Annotated in this window: 18 protein-coding genes; 1 reads left to right on the top strand and 17 read right to left on the bottom strand. The window is 48.8% G+C overall.

What is annotated here, in order from left to right; translation table 11 throughout:
• Positions 1 to 144: 144 nt before the first annotated feature.
• The 16 genes from NYE25_RS27840 to NYE25_RS27765 form a co-directional block, all read right to left on the bottom strand.
• The gene (locus NYE25_RS27840) at positions 145 to 1,377 is read right to left on the bottom strand and encodes a pyridoxal-phosphate-dependent aminotransferase family protein (RefSeq protein ID WP_341147380.1); all 1,233 of its coding nucleotides are present in this window, start codon (positions 1,375 to 1,377) and stop codon (positions 145 to 147) included.
• 132 nt (positions 1,378 to 1,509) lie between these two features.
• Entirely contained in the window at positions 1,510 to 2,766 is a 1,257-nt protein-coding gene (locus tag NYE25_RS27835; protein ID WP_341147379.1) for a M20 family metallo-hydrolase, read from the bottom strand.
• A complete protein-coding gene (locus NYE25_RS27830; RefSeq protein ID WP_341147378.1) occupies positions 2,763 to 4,157 on the bottom strand; it encodes an allantoinase in 1,395 nt (464 codons plus the stop codon). The genes NYE25_RS27835 and NYE25_RS27830 overlap by 4 nt, the downstream gene beginning before the upstream one ends.
• A 33-nt stretch (positions 4,158 to 4,190) precedes the next feature.
• On the bottom strand, positions 4,191 to 4,595 hold the full coding sequence (gene uraH, locus NYE25_RS27825) for a hydroxyisourate hydrolase (protein WP_341137882.1): 405 nt from the start codon (positions 4,593 to 4,595) through the stop codon (positions 4,191 to 4,193).
• Positions 4,595 to 5,545: a factor-independent urate hydroxylase gene (pucL, locus tag NYE25_RS27820; RefSeq protein ID WP_341049616.1), complete on the bottom strand. Its 951-nt coding sequence runs from the start codon at positions 5,543 to 5,545 to the stop codon at positions 4,595 to 4,597. Before pucL ends, uraH begins: the two co-directional genes overlap by 1 nt.
• 47 nt (positions 5,546 to 5,592) lie before the next feature.
• On the bottom strand, positions 5,593 to 6,105 hold the full coding sequence (uraD, locus tag NYE25_RS27815) for a 2-oxo-4-hydroxy-4-carboxy-5-ureidoimidazoline decarboxylase (protein WP_341147377.1): 513 nt from the start codon (positions 6,103 to 6,105) through the stop codon (positions 5,593 to 5,595).
• 4 nt (positions 6,106 to 6,109) lie between these two features.
• Positions 6,110 to 6,646 (bottom strand): (2Fe-2S)-binding protein, encoded by a 537-nt coding sequence (locus NYE25_RS27810; protein ID WP_341147376.1) that lies wholly within the window; start codon positions 6,644 to 6,646, stop codon positions 6,110 to 6,112.
• Positions 6,633 to 8,927, bottom strand: coding sequence for a xanthine dehydrogenase subunit D (gene pucD, locus NYE25_RS27805; protein WP_341147375.1), 2,295 nt, complete (start codon positions 8,925 to 8,927; stop codon positions 6,633 to 6,635). Before pucD ends, NYE25_RS27810 begins: the two co-directional genes overlap by 14 nt.
• Positions 8,928 to 8,961: 34 nt before the next feature.
• Positions 8,962 to 9,861: an FAD binding domain-containing protein gene (locus tag NYE25_RS27800; protein WP_341147374.1), complete on the bottom strand. Its 900-nt coding sequence runs from the start codon at positions 9,859 to 9,861 to the stop codon at positions 8,962 to 8,964.
• A gap of 57 nt (positions 9,862 to 9,918) precedes the next feature.
• Positions 9,919 to 10,848 (bottom strand): ABC transporter permease, encoded by a 930-nt coding sequence (locus NYE25_RS27795; RefSeq protein ID WP_341147373.1) that lies wholly within the window; start codon positions 10,846 to 10,848, stop codon positions 9,919 to 9,921.
• Between the two features lie 3 nt (positions 10,849 to 10,851).
• A complete protein-coding gene (locus NYE25_RS27790) occupies positions 10,852 to 11,994 on the bottom strand; it encodes an ABC transporter permease (RefSeq protein WP_341147372.1) in 1,143 nt (380 codons plus the stop codon).
• Complete coding sequence (locus NYE25_RS27785; protein ID WP_341147371.1) at positions 11,991 to 13,523, bottom strand: ABC transporter ATP-binding protein; 1,533 nt, start codon at positions 13,521 to 13,523, stop codon at positions 11,991 to 11,993. The genes NYE25_RS27790 and NYE25_RS27785 overlap by 4 nt, the downstream gene beginning before the upstream one ends.
• Positions 13,524 to 13,632: 109 nt before the next feature.
• On the bottom strand, positions 13,633 to 14,793 hold the full coding sequence (locus NYE25_RS27780; RefSeq protein ID WP_036680038.1) for a BMP family ABC transporter substrate-binding protein: 1,161 nt from the start codon (positions 14,791 to 14,793) through the stop codon (positions 13,633 to 13,635).
• Between the two features lie 242 nt (positions 14,794 to 15,035).
• Complete coding sequence (locus tag NYE25_RS27775; RefSeq protein ID WP_341147370.1) at positions 15,036 to 15,608, bottom strand: NTP transferase domain-containing protein; 573 nt, start codon at positions 15,606 to 15,608, stop codon at positions 15,036 to 15,038.
• The gene (locus NYE25_RS27770; RefSeq protein ID WP_341147369.1) at positions 15,550 to 16,674 is read right to left on the bottom strand and encodes an XdhC family protein; all 1,125 of its coding nucleotides are present in this window, start codon (positions 16,672 to 16,674) and stop codon (positions 15,550 to 15,552) included. The genes NYE25_RS27775 and NYE25_RS27770 overlap by 59 nt, the downstream gene beginning before the upstream one ends.
• Before the next feature lie 38 nt (positions 16,675 to 16,712).
• A complete protein-coding gene (locus tag NYE25_RS27765; RefSeq protein WP_341147368.1) occupies positions 16,713 to 18,287 on the bottom strand; it encodes a PucR family transcriptional regulator in 1,575 nt (524 codons plus the stop codon).
• Between the two features lie 239 nt (positions 18,288 to 18,526).
• Between NYE25_RS27765 and NYE25_RS27760 the strand changes: the two genes are divergently transcribed.
• Positions 18,527 to 18,910 (top strand): RidA family protein, encoded by a 384-nt coding sequence (locus NYE25_RS27760; protein WP_042185766.1) that lies wholly within the window; start codon positions 18,527 to 18,529, stop codon positions 18,908 to 18,910.
• A gap of 593 nt (positions 18,911 to 19,503) precedes the next feature.
• Here NYE25_RS27760 and NYE25_RS27755 read toward each other — a convergent pair.
• The gene (locus NYE25_RS27755; RefSeq protein WP_445667157.1) at positions 19,504 to 20,862 is read right to left on the bottom strand and encodes an amidase family protein; all 1,359 of its coding nucleotides are present in this window, start codon (positions 20,860 to 20,862) and stop codon (positions 19,504 to 19,506) included.
• Positions 20,863 to 20,881 lie beyond the last annotated feature (19 nt).

Raw genomic sequence — 20,881 nt, 5'->3', positions numbered from 1 at the left:
TATCATAGTTGGCAAATCTGATATTGTACGAAAAAACGGCTCCGTCATCCCTATAGATGATAGCCGTTTTCTTAATCCAAAGATTGTCCAACACTCCGGACATGCCCCTGGTATGAACTCACCCGCCAGCATCTATTCCAACGATTATCTTACGTTTTCCTCATATACGTCAAGTGCCGCTTGAACACCAAGTCCGTAAGAAACTTCAAATCCGTGTCGCAGCAACGCTGCTTCCAAAGCTCCAAGCAAACGCAGCACATTATTCGTACGGCAGCTAAAGCCCATCGTGCCAATGCGCCAGATCTTTCCTTTCAGAGGTCCAAAGGAGCTGGCAATTTCAATGCCGAACCGCTCCAGCAGCAGCGTGCGTACAGATTCACCGTCTATGCCCTCAGGAATCAGCACACAGGTAACAACGGTAAGTTTGCAGGACGGCTCCCCGTAAAGTTCAAGCCCCATCGCTGTTAATCCAGCTACAAGTGCTTTTTCATGGAGGATATGTCTGGCGAATCTGGCATCCAGCCCTTCTTCAAGGGTAAGCCGCAAGCCCTCCCGCAGTGCATAAAGCATTGAGGTCATCTCTGTATGATGATTGAGACGTTGTGGACTCCAGTAATCCTGAAGCATGCCGAGATCGAAATAATTGCTGCGGACAAAAGATAAGTCACCTGGCTGGACATCACTTGTTCTAATCCCTCGTTCTACTCGTTTTCGGGTCATGAGCTTAGCTTCAGCACGATCATTATACGTTATCGGTGCCATTCCGGAAGGGACGGACAGGCATTTCTGTGTACCGCCAACGACGGCATCCAACATCCAAGCATCTGTCTCGACAGGAATGCCCCCAATGGTTGCAACTGCATCAACTATGAATAAAGCATCCATCCGGCGGCAAGCTCTACCGATTTCCGCGAGTGGCTGCACACGTCCTGTAGAGGTCTCCCCATGAACCATTGCGACCACATGTGGCTTAAAAGTCTCCATAGCTGCTATCACTTCCTCCGGCTCAAACACACTCCCCCATGGCTTTTCCAGCACGAACACCTCAGCGCCACATCTTTCAGCAATCTCATGCAATAGATGTCCGAAGCGGCCAAAGATCGGAATCAGCACACGTTCACCCGGCAGGATTAAGCTGACCATCAACGCCTCAATACCAGCGCGAGAGGTCCCATCTATAGGGTAAGCCCATGCATTTCGGGTAGCGAACAGCTCCCGCAGCATTTCCATCGTTTCATTCATAATAGAGGTGAACTCTGGATCAAACTGACCCAGCACCGGAAAAGACATCGCCCGCAGTACACGCGGATCTACCTCGACCGGACCCGGAGTCATAATACAGCGTTGGGACGGCGACAAATCTTCGTAACGCTTCATGATGATCCTCCCTTCAAGTAGAAACGGCTATGCCGTCCTTTAAGGGACGGGCTCCGTTTCAGCGAGAAATATAAGGATAAAGTATAGAGTAAACATATACTTCCTTATATTTAAAAGTTCGGCGAACTCTTTTTAATAAGCTAACTCATATAACATCGCAGTCAGCACCTCAAGCCCAGCAACGAGCTGCTCAGGGGAAGTATACTCTTCCGGAGAATGGCTGATGCCAGCTCGGCTTGGCACAAATATCATCGCAGTAGGGCAACGCGGCGCAAACAGCTGGGCGTCATGTCCCGCTCCACTTACCATCATGCGGTACGTCTTCGCCTGTTGGCGGCAGATATTTTCCAGCATTGCAGATAGCTTCGTATCCATAGGCGCAGGGACTGTGTGGAGCACGGATGTAACCTCAAGAATCACCCCACGTTTAACAGCAATTTCATTACATTCCGCAAGAAGCTTCTCACAGAAACGTTCCAGTTCGTCCTCTTCACTATGGCGGATATCTAATGTAAAAAGAACCTCACCCGGGATCACATTTGGCGTATTCGGGTACACCTCAAGCTTACCCGAGGTTGCTACAAGAGGTTCACCAGCCGTTTTAGCAGAACTTTCAAGCACGTACAGCATTTCAACCGCACTAGCCAGTGCATCCTGCCGCATAAACATCGGTGTCGTGCCCGCATGATTAGCAATACCACTGACCTTGACCACATATCGTCTCTGACCAACAATCCCCTGAACTACGCCTATCTGAGTGTCTGTCTTCTCCAGAATAATCCCCTGCTCGATGTGCAGTTCTACAAAAGCACCAATATCATTTCTGACTCCAGTCCGCTTAGAAGCTTTCTCCTCCGTTATGTCCTGTAAGAATCTGGATTGTGCCATTGCTGCTTTTAACGTCACTCCCTCTGCATCTATACAGGTCTCGGCCTCGCTTCCGTCATACCTTTCCGTGACATGGCCCGAACCCCAATAAGCAAGCGGAAATCGGCTCCCCTCTTCTTCACAAAAAGATACGACCTCAAGCGTCCGCTGCGGCTGGCCAAAGTTCCTCTGCAAATCTTGAAGCGCAATCATAGCCGCAGCGATCCCATACGCACCATCATATTTTCCGCCATTGACTACAGTATCGATATGCGATCCGGTTAAAATAACCTTTTGCTGCGGATCGCATCCACTCAATCGTCCATATACATTGCCAACCTTGTCTATGGAAACTTCTAAGCCGAGCCCAGCCATTTTTTCCTGCAAAAAAATCTGCGCCCGGCTCCATTCTTCCGTATATAGCAGTCTAGTAACTCCTGGCCCAGGTGTGCTGAATGCCGCCAGCTCCTCCAGCAGCTCCAGCAGTTTCTGAGTCGACGCTTGAACTCTGGAATCATTCATAGGCTGTACTGCTCCTTCCTAATTCGCAGCCACTGTCCACCTCCCTCACTAATCACTCCTTCTTCAGAGGTATAGATCACATTCCCGCGACAGATCGTAGCAACTACTTTGCAGGATAAAGTTCTTCCGATGTAGGGGCTGTGCTTGTGGCGATACAATAAATCCTCCGCAGTCAGCGTATAGGTTGTATTTGGATTCAGCAGAACTAGATCGGCATCTAGACCTAGGGCTATAGCGCCTTTACGATGCTCTATTCCAAAACGTTTTGCGGGTTGCCCTGCGAGCAGACTGGAAATTAATGTAACATCCAACCCCCGCACATTCACGCCTTCATGGAACATAAGCTCCAGACTGCTCTGCGCACCCGAGATCCCACCCCAAGCTGCAAAAAAAGACAAGTCCGGCTTCACCTTCAATTCCGTTGGACAGGGGGAATGATCCGAAGCAATCAGATCGATTTTGCCTTGGGCCAACATCTCCCATAACTTCTCCTGCTCCACCGCACTTCGCAGCGGAGGCGCACACTTCGCCACAGGGCCTAAAGCCTCCATATCATTTTCAGTGAGGACCAGATAATGTGGACAGGTTTCTGCCGAAACGTCCAGACCTCGAAGCTTAGCTTCATAGATTTTCTCAATGGCGGCGGCCGTGCTGATATGAACAAAATGCAACCGGCAGCTAGTACGTTCACTGTACAGCAGCGCCCTGGACACTGCCTCCACCTCTGCTTCAGCAGGGCGGCAAGCCGCAAAATCACGCGCGCTGGTTCTGCCATTTCGCACTGCATCTGCGGTTAACACCGCCGTGATAGCCTCACTTTCTGCATGCAGCGCCAGAATCCCGCCCAGAGAAGCGATTCGCTGCATCCCTTGATAGAGTGTATCCTCATCCACTTCACGGAATCTGCCTTCGCCCTCCCCTCCAGGATTGGAGAGAAAGGCTTTAAACCCAGTGACGCCAGCGGCTGCCAAAACTTCTAAATCATCCAGATTGCCGGGAACGAGCCCACCCCACAGCACATAATCAACGGCAGAGTTTCCAGCCGCAGCATCTACCTTTTGATGAAGTGCAACCTCGTTCACAGTAGGTGGATTGCCGTTAAGCGGCATATCTGCATAGGTTGTGCAGCCGCCAGCTGCCAACGCCGCAGAACCGCTGCGAAAGCCTTCCCAATGTCCAAACGTTGGTTCATTAAAGTGGACATGCATATCAATCATACCGGGGAGGACATAGAACCCATCTGCGTCGATGATTTTGGTTAGCGGCGCAAGCGAAAGTTCCTCTCCAAGTGCGACAATCTTACCCTCTGATACTGCAATATCCAGCTTGAGTACCTGATCGGGCAGCACTACATTCCCGTTCTTAATCACAAGTTCATAGGATTCCTTCATGAGCTGCCACCTCCTCCGGTCGTCAACTTACTCCTAACTTCCCCGATACGTACTATATCCACCAGGAGCTACTAGCAAGGGTACATGGTAGTGTTGCATGGAGCTCTCTATATGAAAGCGAATAGGTATCTGTTCTAGAAAAAAAGACATCTCACGTTGAGTATCTACTGAGCTTTCTGTTACTCCTATGCCAGCTGCTGACGCTTTGGCATCAGCTCTACGGTAGTAATCGCCGACCATAAACAGCAGCTCGTAACATCCAGCCTCCATTTCGTTTCCCTCCAGCAGCGGAGCATCCAGCCTCCCGTCACTGTTCGTGACTTCTTCACACAGAAGCTTGCTCATCCCATCCGTAAGCTTCCAGAGCTGAAGCGTCAAACCTGTAGCAGGAATCCCCCGCGACAGATCCAGCACATGGGTGGTAAGACGCCCGCTCATTACGCTGTCTCTCCGACCAGATCTGCACGGCTAACAGAAAAGCCCTGAAAACCATAGGGTGGACGAGGTTCGGTGAATACTCCACCTTTAGTTTCTTCAGGCTCAACAATGGTTTCCCAAGTCCGGTTATTGGACTCAAATGAAACGGTAGCCAGCTGTGGAAAACGGGACAATACGCGCAGCCCAATTTGATAAATCAACGATTGGATTGATGGACTGTTCAGCTCATGAAAAGCGCTATGGGCGATATCGCGAACCTGCTCCGCAGCCACATATTGGCCTAGATCTCCATCCAGAGCATGCTCAACACCACTGTAGGTCCAGTTAATATTCAGAAAAATATAAAGCGGACGGTCAAAGCTCTCCGGCAATGTTGTGTACTCATCACGGACGAATCCATAAAACGAGCTTCCACTCACTTTTATCAGCTGTAAATCCTTCAATCGGCATTCATGAGCGATAACCTCAGTCCCATTCTCTCCACGTTTTATAGTTAACGAAGCCGAATAAGATTCATTATTGGAGTGACGCAGTACTAAATGACTCTGTTTAAGCCCCTCAACCCCAGGCACCATCACCTGTTCAAAAGGTAACCGGTCTGCGGAAACTGAAACTGCGGTGACATGATCGTATTTATCGAGAAAACGGCTGCTTAGAAGCTGCATTAGCCCCTCCGTTGTGCTCCCAGTGTAGTCTGCGGTATTACGAAGGATGAAATTTTTCATAGAATCGGTAGCAACAACCATGGAATTGTCCCCCTCTGAAAAAGAAGGAAGAAACGCTTCGCCCGTGACCGCGAATGTAATATTATGTGCGAATATAATGTTGTCGCAGCCCGTGAAGGAAGATTCGGGAACGGGGGTAACGGCCAGCGGTTTAGCATAGGTACGATAAGTTAACACATCACTTTTTCCATAAAACATTGTACGTCCGTTAATTGGCTCCAGCATGGCTGACACCCTCCCCGTTTATGATGAATGAATGAGTGAATGAATAATTAAATAATTAAATCACTTAAGCGAAATCTCGTAATTGTACCGACTTCAGAAAAGGCTTGAACCCATTCCTCCTGAGGGGAACGCTCTACTCGCACTCCAATGGCGCCGATAATGTCATCTTTGTTTTTGCCACGAACAGCTAGAATAAAAGGGAAATGAAATTTGTCCGTATACTTTCGATTCAGATCATTTAATAGATTGAACTCTTCCGTTGTTAGCCGATCCAGTCCAGCTCCCTGCTGCTCAGAGGCAGACAAAGCCGTAATTTGAAGCCTAGTCGCCAAATCTGGATGAGCTTTTAATAGTCCCTCCATTCGGCTCCGGTCAGCACTCAGTACGGTCTGCATCATTGTGCTATGCAAATGCTCTAAAGAATGGAACGGAATCTGCTTATACGCCTCCTCTGCTACCCACGGTGAATGTTCAAAAATGCCGCCTAGATGCTTCACAAAATCCGTTATACTCATGGCATTTATCTCTTCCAACGTAAACCTGCCTTCAGAAACGACCATCCACTCAACCTCCAATAGCTTTGTTAACAGCTCGTAAAATGCCACCGTACCCCGTACAGCGACAAATGTTACCCGATAAAGCTTCTTCCACTTCAGCCTGAGTAGGATGCGGGTTTTCTTCCAGCAGAGCAACCACCGAAATAACCATCCCTGGTGTACAATAACCGCATTGGAACCCTCCCTCTTCTAAAAAAGCCCGCTGAACGGGATGCAGGCCTACTTCACTAAGACCCTCAATTGTTGTAATTTCCGCACCTGAGCATTGATAGGCCATAACCAGACATGAATTCACTGGACGTCCATCCACCAGCACCATACATGCCCCGCAGCGGCCAATCTCACAAGAACGTTTTGTGCCGGTCAGCTCCAAATCTTCACGTATGACATTTAAAAGCCGGCGGGAAGGTGGAATCTCCGTGGACATCGCTTTTCCATTAAGATAGCAGTTAAAGATGAACCTTTCTTCTGCAAAAGCTTCCTCAGACGATAAGGGGTCACGGTTATCTTCATCTAGATTGTGATCTGAATTATGGCTCGGCATGGATATTCACCACCTTTTGTGGAATAAACGGTGTAGACTGCAGCCATTCGGGATCAATGGGCAGCTTGGTTACCCGCTTCCCTACAGCCTGAAATATGGCTGACACGACTGCCGGAGCTACATTGACGGAACCCACCTCTCCAATGCCGCGAGGACCGTACGTGTCATGATCCGGCAAATCCTCTATCGGCTGCACCTGAATGCTGCCATTCATGTCGGCAATGGTCGGCACCAAATAGGTGTCTAAATTTTTGGTGACATAGCTGCCGCCTGACATCACAGCATCCTCTGACAAAGTGAAGCCTACCGCCATACTGCTGCCACCTTCGATCTGCCCGAGATAACCTTGCGGATTAGCCATCGGTCCCGCCGCTACCGCATGATATTGGTCCAGTACACGGACACGTCCAGTAAGCAGATTAACTTCCACGCGGACTGCGATTGCAGAATAGGTGTATAGGAAATGTGCCCCCACTCTTTTAAAGGGTGTGGTTGGATAAGTAAACTTTGTATTACAGACAATGGGTTCTGAAATACGCTGTGCCAAGTCCTTGTAAGTCAGAAGCAGACCGCCGTCTTTTAGCCAAATGCCGCCAGGGCCGAGTTTCATTTCATAGTTATCCAGCTCTGGCTTTATCATCGCAGCTGCCTGCAGCACTCGAGCGGTGAAGTCTGGACGCAGCCGTTTCAAGGCCATCCACATCATGCTAGTTGATCGGGAAGCCGTACTAGATCCGCTATCGGGCACAACATCCGTATCGCCAATGACGATGCTTAGATCCTCTGCCGCCAAGCCAAACTGTTCAATCAGCATTTGTTCCATGGTTGCGATTAACCCCTGACCAAACTCCTCGTAACCAAACACCGCCTCAATCTTGCCCTCTAGCGTCAAAGAGAGCCTACCACCCGCCGGATCGGGAATACCATAACCAAGTCCTGCACCATGCATAGCTATAGCAGCACCCGTTCCAGTTACGATCCAAGGTTCCACAACACCTGAATCACTGTCTGTAGATGCAGCCTCAGTCATAAGAGGCGAACCCGCCAGCGCTTCCCACACCTGAAAGGCACCATCGGTCTGAGCAATTTCCTGACCCAGTGGCCCCAGATCTCCATATTTACGCAAATTACGGCGGCGCATTTCCCACGGATCGATCTGCAATCGCTCAGCCAATCGATCGATTTGTCCCTCCAAAGCGAAAATCGCCTGATTGCCGCCAAAACCGCGAAATTCACCAGATACACCGTTATTGGTATATACAGCAAAACCCTTCACATCCACATGATCGATGATATAGGGGCCCATCACATGTTCTGTCGCAAAGTTGAGCACCTCCGCCCCCAGTGTTGCGTAAGCTCCCGTATCCGAAATAATTCTGACCTGATGTGCCCTGATGATTCCTTCGGGGTCGCAGCCAGTCTTCATGGTGATTTTCATGGGATGGCGTTTTAGTCCTGCACGTACCGATTCAGATCTCGAATTATGCAGTCTTACCGGACGGAGTGTCCGCAAGGCGAGCAGCGCTCCATACGGCTGTACATTCAACTCGTCTTTTCCTCCAAAGGACCCGCCGATAGGACTCGAGATGACGCGAATATCTTCTTGAGGAATAGCCAGAATTCTGGATAGCTGCAGGCGATCCATCAACCCATGTTGTGTAGCTGAATATACGGTAAGCCGTCCGTTATCCTCTGGGATAAACAGTCCACCTTCAGTCTCCATATAGGTGTGCATTTGGCGTGGTGTATAGTAAGTCTCTTCTACCACATGACAGCAATCCGTAAATACCGCTTCTGGCTCCCCTTTCCGATATTCCGTATGATGAAGCACGTTTCCCTCGGCATGCAGCAGAATTGCGTCCTTTTTCATCGCCTCTTCCGGATTCTCGAGTAACGGTAGAAGCTCATAATCCACTTCGATAAGAGATAAGGCGTATTCCGCAATTTCGTCCGTCTCTGCCGCGACTGCCGCAATCGCATCGCCAGTGTAACGCACACGGTCACTGCAAAATACCGGTTGATGCGGCAAAGCTATGCCAAAGCCGTTAAGTCCGGGCACATCCTCATGAGTGATTACAGCGTGTACACCAGGGACTTCAATGGCCTTCTCAATACGTATGGACAAAATACGAGCATGTGCCTGCTCACTGCGGAGCACACGGCCGATCAACATTCCTTCTGCCCTCATGTCGGTCAAATACTGCAGCTTACCGGATACCTTGCCCTCTCCATCGGGTCGTGTACGCCAGCGGCTACCGCTGGATTCCTTATTCAGCAGCATTTCCCTTCTCTCCTTTCGTCGGGTTATTCACCTCTTAACTCCGTATATTCATAGCCTTCCACAGCTCAGATACAACCAAATTCCCAGCAGTCTTTTTCTTGTAAAGTTCTGTGGCAAAGGGATCACTATACGTCTCAAAACTGTTCTCAACCACTTCATATAAAGAAGCCAACAGCTCCTCTGTATTCCTCACACCTTCAAGCATAACTTCAGCTCTACTTAGTCGCTGCGGTCGCCCCGAGCCCCCACCTGCGGCGATACGCACCTCACGGAAACGGTTTTCCTCATCGATCGATACTGAGATTGCTACCGTTACAAGTGAAGGGGTGAACGCTTCCCTGCGGCCAACCTTACGGAAAATTTCTAGCCTATCCGTTAACGGACTCTCTAAACGAGTAGGTGAGATGCGAATCTCAGCCACAAGATCTGCCGCAGGTTTTATCCCGCTCCAGTGATTATTTAGCCACTCTATCAAAGGTAGAGCCGTCATAAATTTGCCGTCAAAGGAGATTAACTCCGCGTCATAGACCAGTAACGCAGGTAGAATATCTCCGAAGCCAGAAGCGATATTGCCCCCGAGCGTGGCAAGATTACGCACCGACGGAGCCGCTATGCAACGTGCAGCCTCTTGCAGCGCAGGAGCTACGGCCTGCAAATGCTCATTACTGCGGCACTGAGAGAGTGGAACAAGAGCACCCAGAGATAAGTGAAATTCCGTTAAGGTAATGTCCGCGAGATTTGTAATTTGCCGAAGATCAATCAGCTGTTTGGGCATAAGAGCTGTTCCATTTTCCCACCCTGTTCTCAGCAGTGTTCCTCCTGCGACATATTGGGCACTGTCTCCAAACGCCGTTTTTCTCTCCCAAGCTTCGTGCAGGCTGCGGGGTTGAATTACTTCAGGTAGCCTTCCTTCCTCTTCCCGTAAAACTCCCATACACTCCGCCTCCTTATTGAGTACCAGATTGGTGCTTCCCTTCTCGTATAGCCTGCCTTAAAACCTTTGTTCCCGAATATAAGGAACTCCGAGCGCCTCCGGTGTGCCAGATGGTTTGTTGCGATTGCGGTACCCCAGGTACATTAGGACCAGAATGGTCACAAGGTACGGAATCATTTTGAGAAAATAGGGCGGAACCGCACTGCCCAGCAATTGAATACGGAAGCCAAGTGAATCCAATGCCCCAAAAAAGTAGGCGCAGAACAAGGCACGCAGCGGATTCCATCTGGCGAAAATCACCAGCCCTACCGCAATCCAGCCCCGGCCGGCTGTCAGCCCTTCATTCCAGGTTGGCGCGTAGGCCAATACCATATCCGCTCCGGCCAGGCCGATGAGAGCAGCACCGGTGATCACATAGCTGTAGCGGATAAGCTGTACACGGATCCCCATCACATCTGCGGTAGCCGGACTGTCTCCGACTGCCCGCAAATGCAGGCCCCATGAAGTGCGGTGAATTAGCAGATGTAGAGCAAGCACTAGCAGTAAGCTGAACCAGGTTAGGTAGTCCGTGTTGCCGAATATTTTTCCGATGAACGGTACATTTTCCAGCCAAGCCAGATGCAGCTTAGGGGAGGTTCCCGGCAAAGGAATGCCGCTGATCGGTTTACCAAGATAAGCGCTCAACCCACTGCCGAACAGGGTCATCGCAAGACCGGACATCGTTTGATTCGCCCGCAAGGTCACACAGAGAAAAGAATGCAGCAAACCAAGTACAGCCGTTATAGCTACGGTAGCCAACAGAGCCAGCAGCAGGTTTCCGGAGCGAATATACACGATACAAGTGGTGACCGCTCCCATCAGCATCAGACCTTCAGCCCCAAGCTGTATAATACCGGCTCGTTCATTTAGAATGCCTCCCAGCGTAGCCAGCAGCAGCGGGGTCCCTGCGGAAATAGCGGCAATAAGTAGCTGTGTTGTAAAATCCATTGCCTATCTCCCCCCTTTCAGCTGAAACCGGCTACGGCGAATGCGGAAGCGGTAGATCATATCGCCAGCAATCAAGAAAAACAGGATGGAGCCCTGCAGCATTTCTGATATCGATGAGGGCAGCCCGATGGTTTGAACACTATATCCGCCAACAATTAAGCCACCGAATAGAATAGAAGTAACGATTAGACCGAGTGGATTCAATTTAGCCAGCCAAGCTACAATAATGGCGGTGTATCCATAACCCGGTGAAATGCCCTGCATCAGCTTGTGTGTAACACCGGAGACCTCCGCCATGCCAGCGATCCCGGCGAGCCCCCCACTGATCAGCATGACGATAATAATATGGCGCTTGATAGGAATCCCCGCGTATCTGGCTGCAACAGGATTGGCCCCAATCAGCCGGAGCTCGTAACCCCACTTGGTATAACGAATCATTAAGTAATAAATCACAACGGCGATAAGTGCAAATAACAATCCAATATGCAATCTTGTACTTCCGAGAACGGGCAGCGACTGAGCCGCAGTAAACATAGGTGATCCCGGGAAATTAAATCCTTTAGGATCTTTCCAGGGTCCGAATACCACGTAATCGAGCGCCAATAGGGCAACATAATTCAGCATTAATGAAGTGATTAGCTCATTCACTCCAAAATGCGTCCGCGGAATAGCTGTCAGCAGTCCCCAAAGCGCACCCGCGGCAATCCCGAACAGCAGCATTAAGCTCAGGGACCAGAATGAAGGTAAGTCAGGAAAATAAATCGTGACCGCTGTGGCCGCCATAGCCCCAACGGTTAACTGGCCTTCTGCTCCAATATTCCATACCGAAATGCGGTAAGCCACAGCAATCCCAAGCCCACATAGGAGTAGCGGGATCGCTTTAACCATCGTTTCCGTGAGCCCATACGCAGTGCCAAATGCGCCACGGAACATTTTTTCATAGACCAGCACCGGATTCATACCATTCGCCGCAATAAATAGGGCACACAACAATAGCGCTAAAACTATAGATACAATAGGTGTCCACCAAGGAGAACGGATGCGGCTGGCATCGTATTCGAAACGTAGAGAGAATCGTTTTCCGGAGTGGGAGGGGCGGGGTTCCAGTACTGCTGCTGCGGTATTTCTTCCATTCTCCAGGCTCATACGGCGCTCTCCTCTCTATTATGAATACCAGCCATTAGTAGTCCGATGCTCTCTCGATTCGCTTCCTCATGTGTACTCTCACCAATAATTGAGCCGTTATAGATCACTAGAATCCGGTCGGACAACTGAAGCAATTCATCTAAATCCTCCGAAATTAACAACACGCCACTACCTGAACCACGCAGCTCCATAAGAAGGTCGTGAACACCAGCCGTGGCACCTACATCCAGCCCTTGTGTCGGATGAACGGCGACCATCAGCTTAGGCCGATGACTGATTTCACGTGCAAAGAGCAGCTTCTGCTGATTACCACCTGACAACTGTTGTACTGGCGTCTCCAGCTCAGGTGTTTTGACGTTAAAGCGTTGGACCAGCTCCTGTGACCACAAACGGTTCTTCGCGGACTTCAAGAAACCAAATTTGGAGTGCTCCTCTGAGCGGTAAGACTTAAACAAAAGATTATCCACCGATCCGAGGCGTCCAGCTAAACCGCTCTTCATCCGGTTCTCCGGCACGTGGGAGATTCCTGAATCAGTTGCCCCTCTAACCGAAGCCGATTTCACCGTCTTTCCATCAAACGTGATTTCACCACTTTTCCAGCCTCTAAGGCCTGTTAACACTTCAGCCAGTTCCTTTTGTCCATTGCCAGCTACCCCAGCTACGCCTACAATCTCCCCTTTACATACGTTCAGAGAGAAGTGATCCAGTGCTTTTCGCCCGTGATCGGCATATACGTCCACATCTTTCACTTCTAATAAAGAATCCCCTTCAGTGGCTTCCCGTTCTTGACGGGTGATGGTTACTTCCTTGCCCACCATCAGACGTGCCAGCTCCAGTTCATCTGTATCTGCCGTGGTCAGTGTGGCGATCATTTTCCCTTTGCGCATGACGGAAATCCGATCCGAGGACGCCATAACCTCTTTCATTTTATGAGTAGTCATAATGACCGTTTTTCCTGCCTGCTTCATGACCCGCAGCGTTTCAAATAGCTGTTCCACCTCTCCCGGGGTCAGTACAGAGGTTGGTTCATCCAGAATAATAATGTCAGCCCCGCGATACAGCGTCTTAACGATTTCAACACGCTGCTGCTCACCCACGGACAACTGCCAGATCGGGCGATCCACCGGGAAATTCAGTCCAAACCGTTCCGCTAATGCCTCGATCTCCTCGCGTTTGTTCTTCATCCACTTACGGCCGCGCCAGAAAGACGACTTTTCGCCAAGCACGATATTTTCTGCTGCTGTGAGGCTTTGCACCAGCCTAAAGTTCTGAAACACCATACCTACACCCAGCTGCGCAGCATCTTTAGGAGAACGGATCTGAGCACCTTTCCCATGAATGAAGATTTCTCCTTCGTCTGCTCTATACACCCCTGACAGCATGCTCATCACCGTGCTCTTCCCGGCCCCATTCTCCCCAAGCAACGCATGAATCTCACCCGTATTTGCCGAAAAGTCGACTTGATCACTGGCGGTTACCGAGCCGAATTTTTTCACAATCCCCCGCATTTCAACTGAAGTTCCCCGCATGGCCTGAACCCCTCCTTCCTTCAAGTTGTAGTACGGGTGGGGAAGTTTCCACTTAACGGAACCCACCCCACCCATAGATTGTGCACATTTTATTCCCTATTTTTAAACATTATTGCGGGATAGTTCCTTCCACACCCTTTACGAGCCAGTTCATGCCCAGTACTTCCTCCAAGGTCAGCTTCTGGCCCTCCTGAACCTTCACATTCCCTTGATTATCTGAGATCGGACCTGTGAAAACCTCAAGCTCACCACTGATAATTTTGGCTTTGGCGTCTTCGACAAGCTTTTTCACATCATCTGGGATCTTGTTCCCGAAAGGAGCCAGCTCCACCATACCGTCAGCCATATCACCGGAATATTGCTCGCTCTTCCAGGTTCCATCCATAACTGCCTGCACAGCTTTTACGTAATACGGCCCCCAATTCCATACCGGATTCGTCAAATAATTGTCCGGAGCGTATTTACTCATATCCGAGTCATTTCCCCCGGCAAAAGCCCCTCGTTCAGCAGCAGCCTGCAGGGTTGCAGGTGAATCCTGATAGGCCAAAAGCACATCCGCACCCTTATCCAGCAAGCTGATTGCCGCTTGACGTTCAGTCGTCGGGTCATACCATGTATTCGTCCATACCACATTCACCTTTACATCAGGATTGACACTTTGTGCTCCAAGGGTAAAAGCATTCAAGTTATAAATCACTTCGCTGATCGGAAAAGCCCCTACATAACCCAACTGATTATTTTTGGTCATTTTCCCTGCCGCTATGCCGCTCAGATAGCTGGCCTGATAGTTCTTTCCGAAGTAGGTCCCCATGTTCTCTGCGGTTTTGTAACCCGAAGCATGCAGGAACTTCACGTTGGGAAATTTGCCCGCTACATTTAATGTAAAATCCATATATCCGAAGCTCGTTGTAAACACGATGTCGTGTGATTGCGCAAGCTCTGTGATGATTCGTTCGGCGTCAGCACTTTCAGGGACATTTTCTACAAAGTCAGCTTTAATCCCCAGCTCCTTCTCCATATACAGCCGTCCTTGATCATGTTGGTACGTGTAGCCGCCATCCCCTGGAGGTCCGATATAAACAAAAGCAACCGTCGGTTTCTTTGCAGCCGGTTCTGTTGTTGCAGTTGCCTCTGTTGCCGCTGTAGTTGTCGCTGGTGCCTCCGTTGCATTTGTAGAAGTATTATTATTGCTGCCACACCCCACCAAAGCCACCGTCATTAGAACCATTAATGCAAGACAAGATGTTATGAACTGACCCCTTTTTTTCATAATTCTCCTCCTCCAAATCATCTCTCATCATGGCTGCAACCATTAATGTACTTCTACTATACTTAGAGGTGGCCTTGGCGTAAATTTATATAACATACGTTTGTATAGGAATATAAGAATCAGAACTTTTTTTGTGTGTAATGCACTAATTGGTTTTCGGAAGGTGAGTTGCGTGTCATATTATATGACCAAAGGTGGAAAAGGAACACTGTTTCAGATTACTTTCCAGACTATTCTTTACTTCACTTTCCATTTCTCAGAATCCATTGCTCCTGAATCTCACCAAAATCTTCTTTTGTATCTGCGTCCATGAAATAATGGGCAGACTTAGATTCCAGAACAATCCCCTTATAATCAGGTGAACGCAATATCCCCGCCGCTCCTCGATCTCCATCTAATCCCTGTAGTGCTGGAAACAACGTCTTCGAGAACAAAGCCGGGGGCATAGCCGACCCATTGCTGACGCTAGCGACATAGTCCATCTCCGGAGATTGTTCAAACGTTTGTATTAGACGGTTCACTAATGCTGTTGTAATAAATGGCTGATCCGCAAGCGCCACAACTACTGCATCGGGCTGCAAAGGTAATACCGCATTAAGACCGCAGCGCAGTGAAAAAGACAATCCTAGATGTGCGGTTAAGCAAGTTTCGGTACGTCTGGAGCCTTGCGGTTCAATCGCGGGTGGCAGCCATTCCAAGTTGTCATCCGCACGCACTACCACGATTAGCGGTTCTAGATTGCAACGATCCAATTCACTAAGCGCGACGCTCCCGAGTGAGACCTCCTGCGACAATTTCAGTGAAACCTTGGACACGCCCATCCGCCTGCTCTGCCCCGCTGCCAAATATATTCCTGCTACCTTCAATACTATCCACTCCTTTAGGCAGCTCTCGTAAGCCCGCCCTTCTAATTTGAATAATTTCCGCTATAATACTGACCGCAATCTCCTCTGGACCTTCTCCACCAATGGGTAACCCAACAGGCGCATGCAAAGATGCAGGAGCTTCAAGCCCTTCCAGTAAAAGAGCTATCCGCGCCTTCGAACCGATAATTCCTATATATAGAGGGGCAAGCGGAATCACACTCTCCAGGAACTGTTTATCCCGCCCAAGTTGATGACTGCAAATCAATACATAATCCTCTCGAGCTACGCCCAATCGCTGAACAACCTCCATAGGGGAACAAATTACTTGTTCAGCTCGAGGAAACTTATTGTGCAAGCTTCCTTCGCGCCAATCCGCAACCGCAACCCGAAAGCCAACTCTGTCAGCAAGTTCCGCAATTGGAACCACATCACGTCCCCCGCCAAAAATCACAAGCCGCGGTCTAGGCACGAAAGACGTATGGAATGCTGTCAATTCTGCTGGAGCGGCCATAAAGCGACCTGCCGCTAGGTTTTCTTTTGCCGAGTGGGATAATTTCGGATGTTTCTTGTTCTGCGATAGTGAAGTATCAGTATCCAGCTGCAGCTTATAGTTAAAACCTTTCGCCGCTGTCTCCCGAAACAGAACCAACCGCTCTCCTGCCGCCAGCCTGACACTCGCCTGCACCAAAAGCTTGTAGAGCTGACCCTGCACGGGTTCAAGCACCACTTTGATTTTGCCTCCACAGCCGACAGTCTCACCCCAGGACAGATCATCCGAAGACAACATATTGTATTCCACAATCTCGGGCAGCCCTCGTTCCCATATCTCAGAGGTACGTAGCTCCAGATCGCTTTCCAAACAACCTGGACTCAGACTCCCAATCGTGCCCCCTTCAAAAAACAGCATCACTGCCCCAGGTTTACGATACGAGTGTCCCTCTACCTCAATCAGTGTTGCCAGCACCGCAGGCGCCTGATGGGTTTGAATATGCGTTGCGATCTCATGTGTATTCACGAGGCCCCCTCCTCCGTGTTTGCATTTCAACCCAGACCTTAGTCCCGCCCAAGCATTTTCCGAAACATGAACACTAACTTCAGCCTCATTAGATCATTTATTTTTTTAAAATCGACATCCAAGAGCTCACTTAGCTTCTCGATCCGGTAGGTAGCCGTGTTCCGATGAATAAACAACTTTTTGGCTGTCTCATTGACATGCCCATCGTTCTCTAGATAAACCTCCAGCGTCCGCAGCATTTCTCGCACATACTCCGGCTCACGACTAAGCAGTCCTCTAAGCGTTCCGTTGCAATATTTCTCCATGACCTCTGTCGGGATTTGCCCAAGAAGCAAGGAAAGCTCAAGCTGCCGATAATGCACAACATTCCCATGCACTCCCTCAAACTGAAGCATCCCCATACATTCCTTCACCTCCGCAAAAGCCTCCTTCAGCCCATCCGGCTTCAATTTACAACTACTTATCGCAGCTCGTGGATAATACCCCTTGTCAAACTTCAAGTTGTCAAAACAAGTCTGGATTACATCCCGAAATTGCTCAGGACTCTGAAGAGCTGCCGGATAGATGGACAATAATCCTTGGTCTACAATCACATGAATGGCCTTTAAATCCCGCAGTACGGGGTGTTCAGTGTATTCTTCTTTTAATCTAAGCAGCTCACTTTGGCGTTCTTCAACAGTCGCAACAATATCAGTTAATACTAGTTGAAATGGCGACTGAAGCAGTTCAATTTCCAATTCGAGCGTAGCCTGTGCTAAATCGGCGTAAGATAAGTTACCATTTAGACAACGTCTCAACAATCCACTGAACTCCCTATGTTCTGCCTGTTCAAAATAATCCTCGTATCCTGAGTGAATATGATATGAAATAAGTTCAGCCCCCTGAACGAACAAGCTCTCTTCCACCGGGAGCAATAAAGGGTCGATGGAACAATACAATAAATATCCCGAGCACTTTTCTTCTTGCATTAGGGGTGTGCGATAACCCGTACGATCTTCTACACGAAAACGTTGATTCCGTTTCTGCCAGGGCCATCCCTCCAGCAACTGTGAGGTCTGGTATTCAGAATTGTTATAGATTACATCCCCGCGTGCGCTAACCACTACAAGTGAATGTCCAATCACTTCAGACACCGAGTCAAACAGTGGACGGCTGCGGACAGATCGCAGGGCAAATTGCATCAGCTTTTTCTGCTTCTCCATTATGCTCTGCAAAACATGAGTGCTCCGGCTAAGCTCGGCGCGAAACAGGCCATTCATCTGATCCGAAAAAGTGAACTGGAACGGCAACTGGATTAAGGGGAAGTTAAGGCTCTCAGCTTCTGCGATCAGTTGCTCCGGTACTTCATCCCAAAATCGTCCCAGCTTAATACCCAAGGCCGATGAGCCCCTTCGATTCAGCGTCTGCAGCAAAGCAGAGGCATCCTCCAGATTGTCCTTGATTAAATAGGCTGTCGTTAGCAGCATCTCGCCTTCTTTGATCCAATCCGAAATATCAGGTGCGTCCATCACATTAATCGATTTCACAATTCGATGTTTCCCCTTGGACCCCGCGATAAGCTTCGCCTCGGACAAAGGATAAATGGACAACGCTTCTTCAACCGTAAGATGCATGCCATCCCTCCTTTTTAGGATCAATTGAACCATTTTTGATTCATAATGTTATTTTATGTAACATTATAATTAAAATGAACCTCTTTGGATAGAGCCAAATTAAAATTTAATGGTTATTATGTTAGTTAATATAACATTAAATGAACATAACTGATGAATCATTAATCTTTAGTTCACATCACTTGTGTGAGTAGTATAATTAGATCGGACAATATTAGGATGGATTTGGAGGGGATCTTTTGAGTAAAAAGCAAGTGTTTACGGGTTCACCCTGGGAGTCGGTGGTTGGATATTCTCGTGCCATCCGAATCGGCAATCGTATCGAAGTCGCAGGAACAACAGCCATGCAAGACGGGGAAATAGTCGGTGTAGGAGATCCATACGCGCAGACGAAATTCATTCTACATACCATCGAAAAAGCGCTAAACCAGCTAGATGCTGATTTGTCGCATGTAATTAGAACAAGAATGTTCGTGACAGACATCTCACGCTGGGAAGAAGTCGGCAAAGCACACGGCGAATTTTTCAAAGATATTCAGCCTGTAGCAACCATGGTAGAGGTAAAAGCGCTTATTGATCCACTATTGTTAGTAGAAATAGAAGTCGAAGCATTCGTAGAATAGGGCTCGGATGGGGCACGGGGCATGGCACCTTCTTCACAGAAGGTGCTTTGTTTGCGTGTTCAGATGAAACGTGAGCGTGTCGCTGACCTTTGTGGTGTGGGGCATTTTTGCCCCTCTTTTCGGCTATATGACCGGAATTACTGGATTCTAGGGTATTTATACCCCTCTTTCCTTTAATATCGCCAGAATTCTTGGATTCTGGGGGATTTATACCCCTCTTTCCTGTAATATGGCCGGAATTACTGGATTCTAGGGTATTTATACCCCTCTTTCCGGCTATATCGCCGGAATTACTGGATTCCGGGGCATTTTCGCCCTTCTTCCCCGCAATATGAGCCAATTTCACGCATTCTACGGGATTTATACCGTTATTTTCAGCTATACGGGCTAATTTCGCGAATTCTACGGGATTTATACCGCTCTTCTTCTTCACGTGGAGGTGTTTACTGAAACACTGGTCTTAAGCCAACTTTTGAGCGCTGAATTTATCTTTTACTCTAACACACCATTATTGAACCTACTTCATCACATTGAGATCATTTTTTTAAAACCAATTTCACCTATCATCTCAAAACCCATCAAGTCCCGTCATCTCAAGACCGCCGCCAAACCTCCTTCACCCATGAGAGTAACCGAAGATCCTGACCATGTCCGGCGATAACCGACAATCCCAGCGGCAGTCCATTTGTAGAGAGCATAGGTAACGTTACTTGAGGCAGGCCTGCCAGTCCAGCTATACAGCTCAACATCATCGCCCCACTACGATTCTCCTCCAATTGACGTAAATCCCCACCACGCAGCGGTGCAGGACCAGGTACTGTCGGAATCACAAGACAATTATCTTCTCCCAGCAGCTTGCGCAACTGGGTAGAAATCTCCTTTCGCTTATTCTGAGCGATACTGTGGTCCTTGCCCGCTAAGCTGGCAGCCCAAGAGAACCGGGCTGCAATATCAGGCCCAAAAACTGGTTTCACCTTCTCAATCCAGGCGCTATGGGTTGTCCAGATCTCATTGCCTTGTAGCTCTCGAAAGACATCCATCCAGACTTTTAAACCTTCTCGAGCTATTTTAGTTTTGAGGAAATGATCAGCACCAGTCCGCAAACGATTCAATCCGTCCACTAGAATACTTACATCCTTTGGGGCAACCAAATCCCAACAGTCCGTAGCGACAAATAAAGTCCCCATTTTCTTTTGTGAATCATCCTCTTTATCCTTTCTAGAATTATATTCCACATGATTTTCTTTGCTCTTCGGTATCTGATCCTCTATGTTTTTTTGTATATTATTCTCCAATTCTTCCTCTTCATTTTTTCCCCCACCGTTCTCTATATTCAATTCTAAATTTCCATCTATGCTCATCGTTACTTTTTCATCCATGCGCCCATTTCCAAGTAAAACCTCCCCCACTTTCTGGAGCACATCCATACGATCAGCGATCCAGCCTACTGTATCAAATTGCGGTGATAACGGGATCACACCTTCCATATTCACAGCACCATGCGTCGGGCGAAAGCCATATACTCCGCAATAGGCGGAAGGGACTCGAATAGAACCACCTGTATCTGTTCCGAGCGCAAAATCAACACTACCTGAAGCTACCGCTACTGCCGATCCACTAGAAGAACCACCTGGGATACAGCCTGCAGCACGTGGATTTATGGGCGTTCCATAATGATGGTTCTCACCGCCCAGACTGTACATTAGCTCATCCGTATGAGTCGCTCCTCGAAGCGTCGCTCCCGACTGGAGCAGCTGGCGTACTACTGCTGCATGTTCTGTAGAGGGATTGTGGCTCCGCAGCCAATCTGGATTACCTGCAGAAGAGCTGTGCCCTGCGATCGCATACACATCTTTTACAGCAAAGGTCATTCCGTCCAATATCCCATTCCCTAAACGTCCGACTGTTAGCTCAGAATCTATGAACGCGCCATACCGATTATCCAGAATCATTTCTCCTTCCTCCTCCCCT

The sequence above is a fragment of the Paenibacillus sp. FSL E2-8871 genome (assembly GCF_038000345.1).
Taxonomy (GTDB): domain Bacteria; phylum Bacillota; class Bacilli; order Paenibacillales; family Paenibacillaceae; genus Paenibacillus_AQ.
Note: the sequence above shows the minus strand (reverse complement) of the source record. Positions and strands in the feature narration are given on the sequence as shown.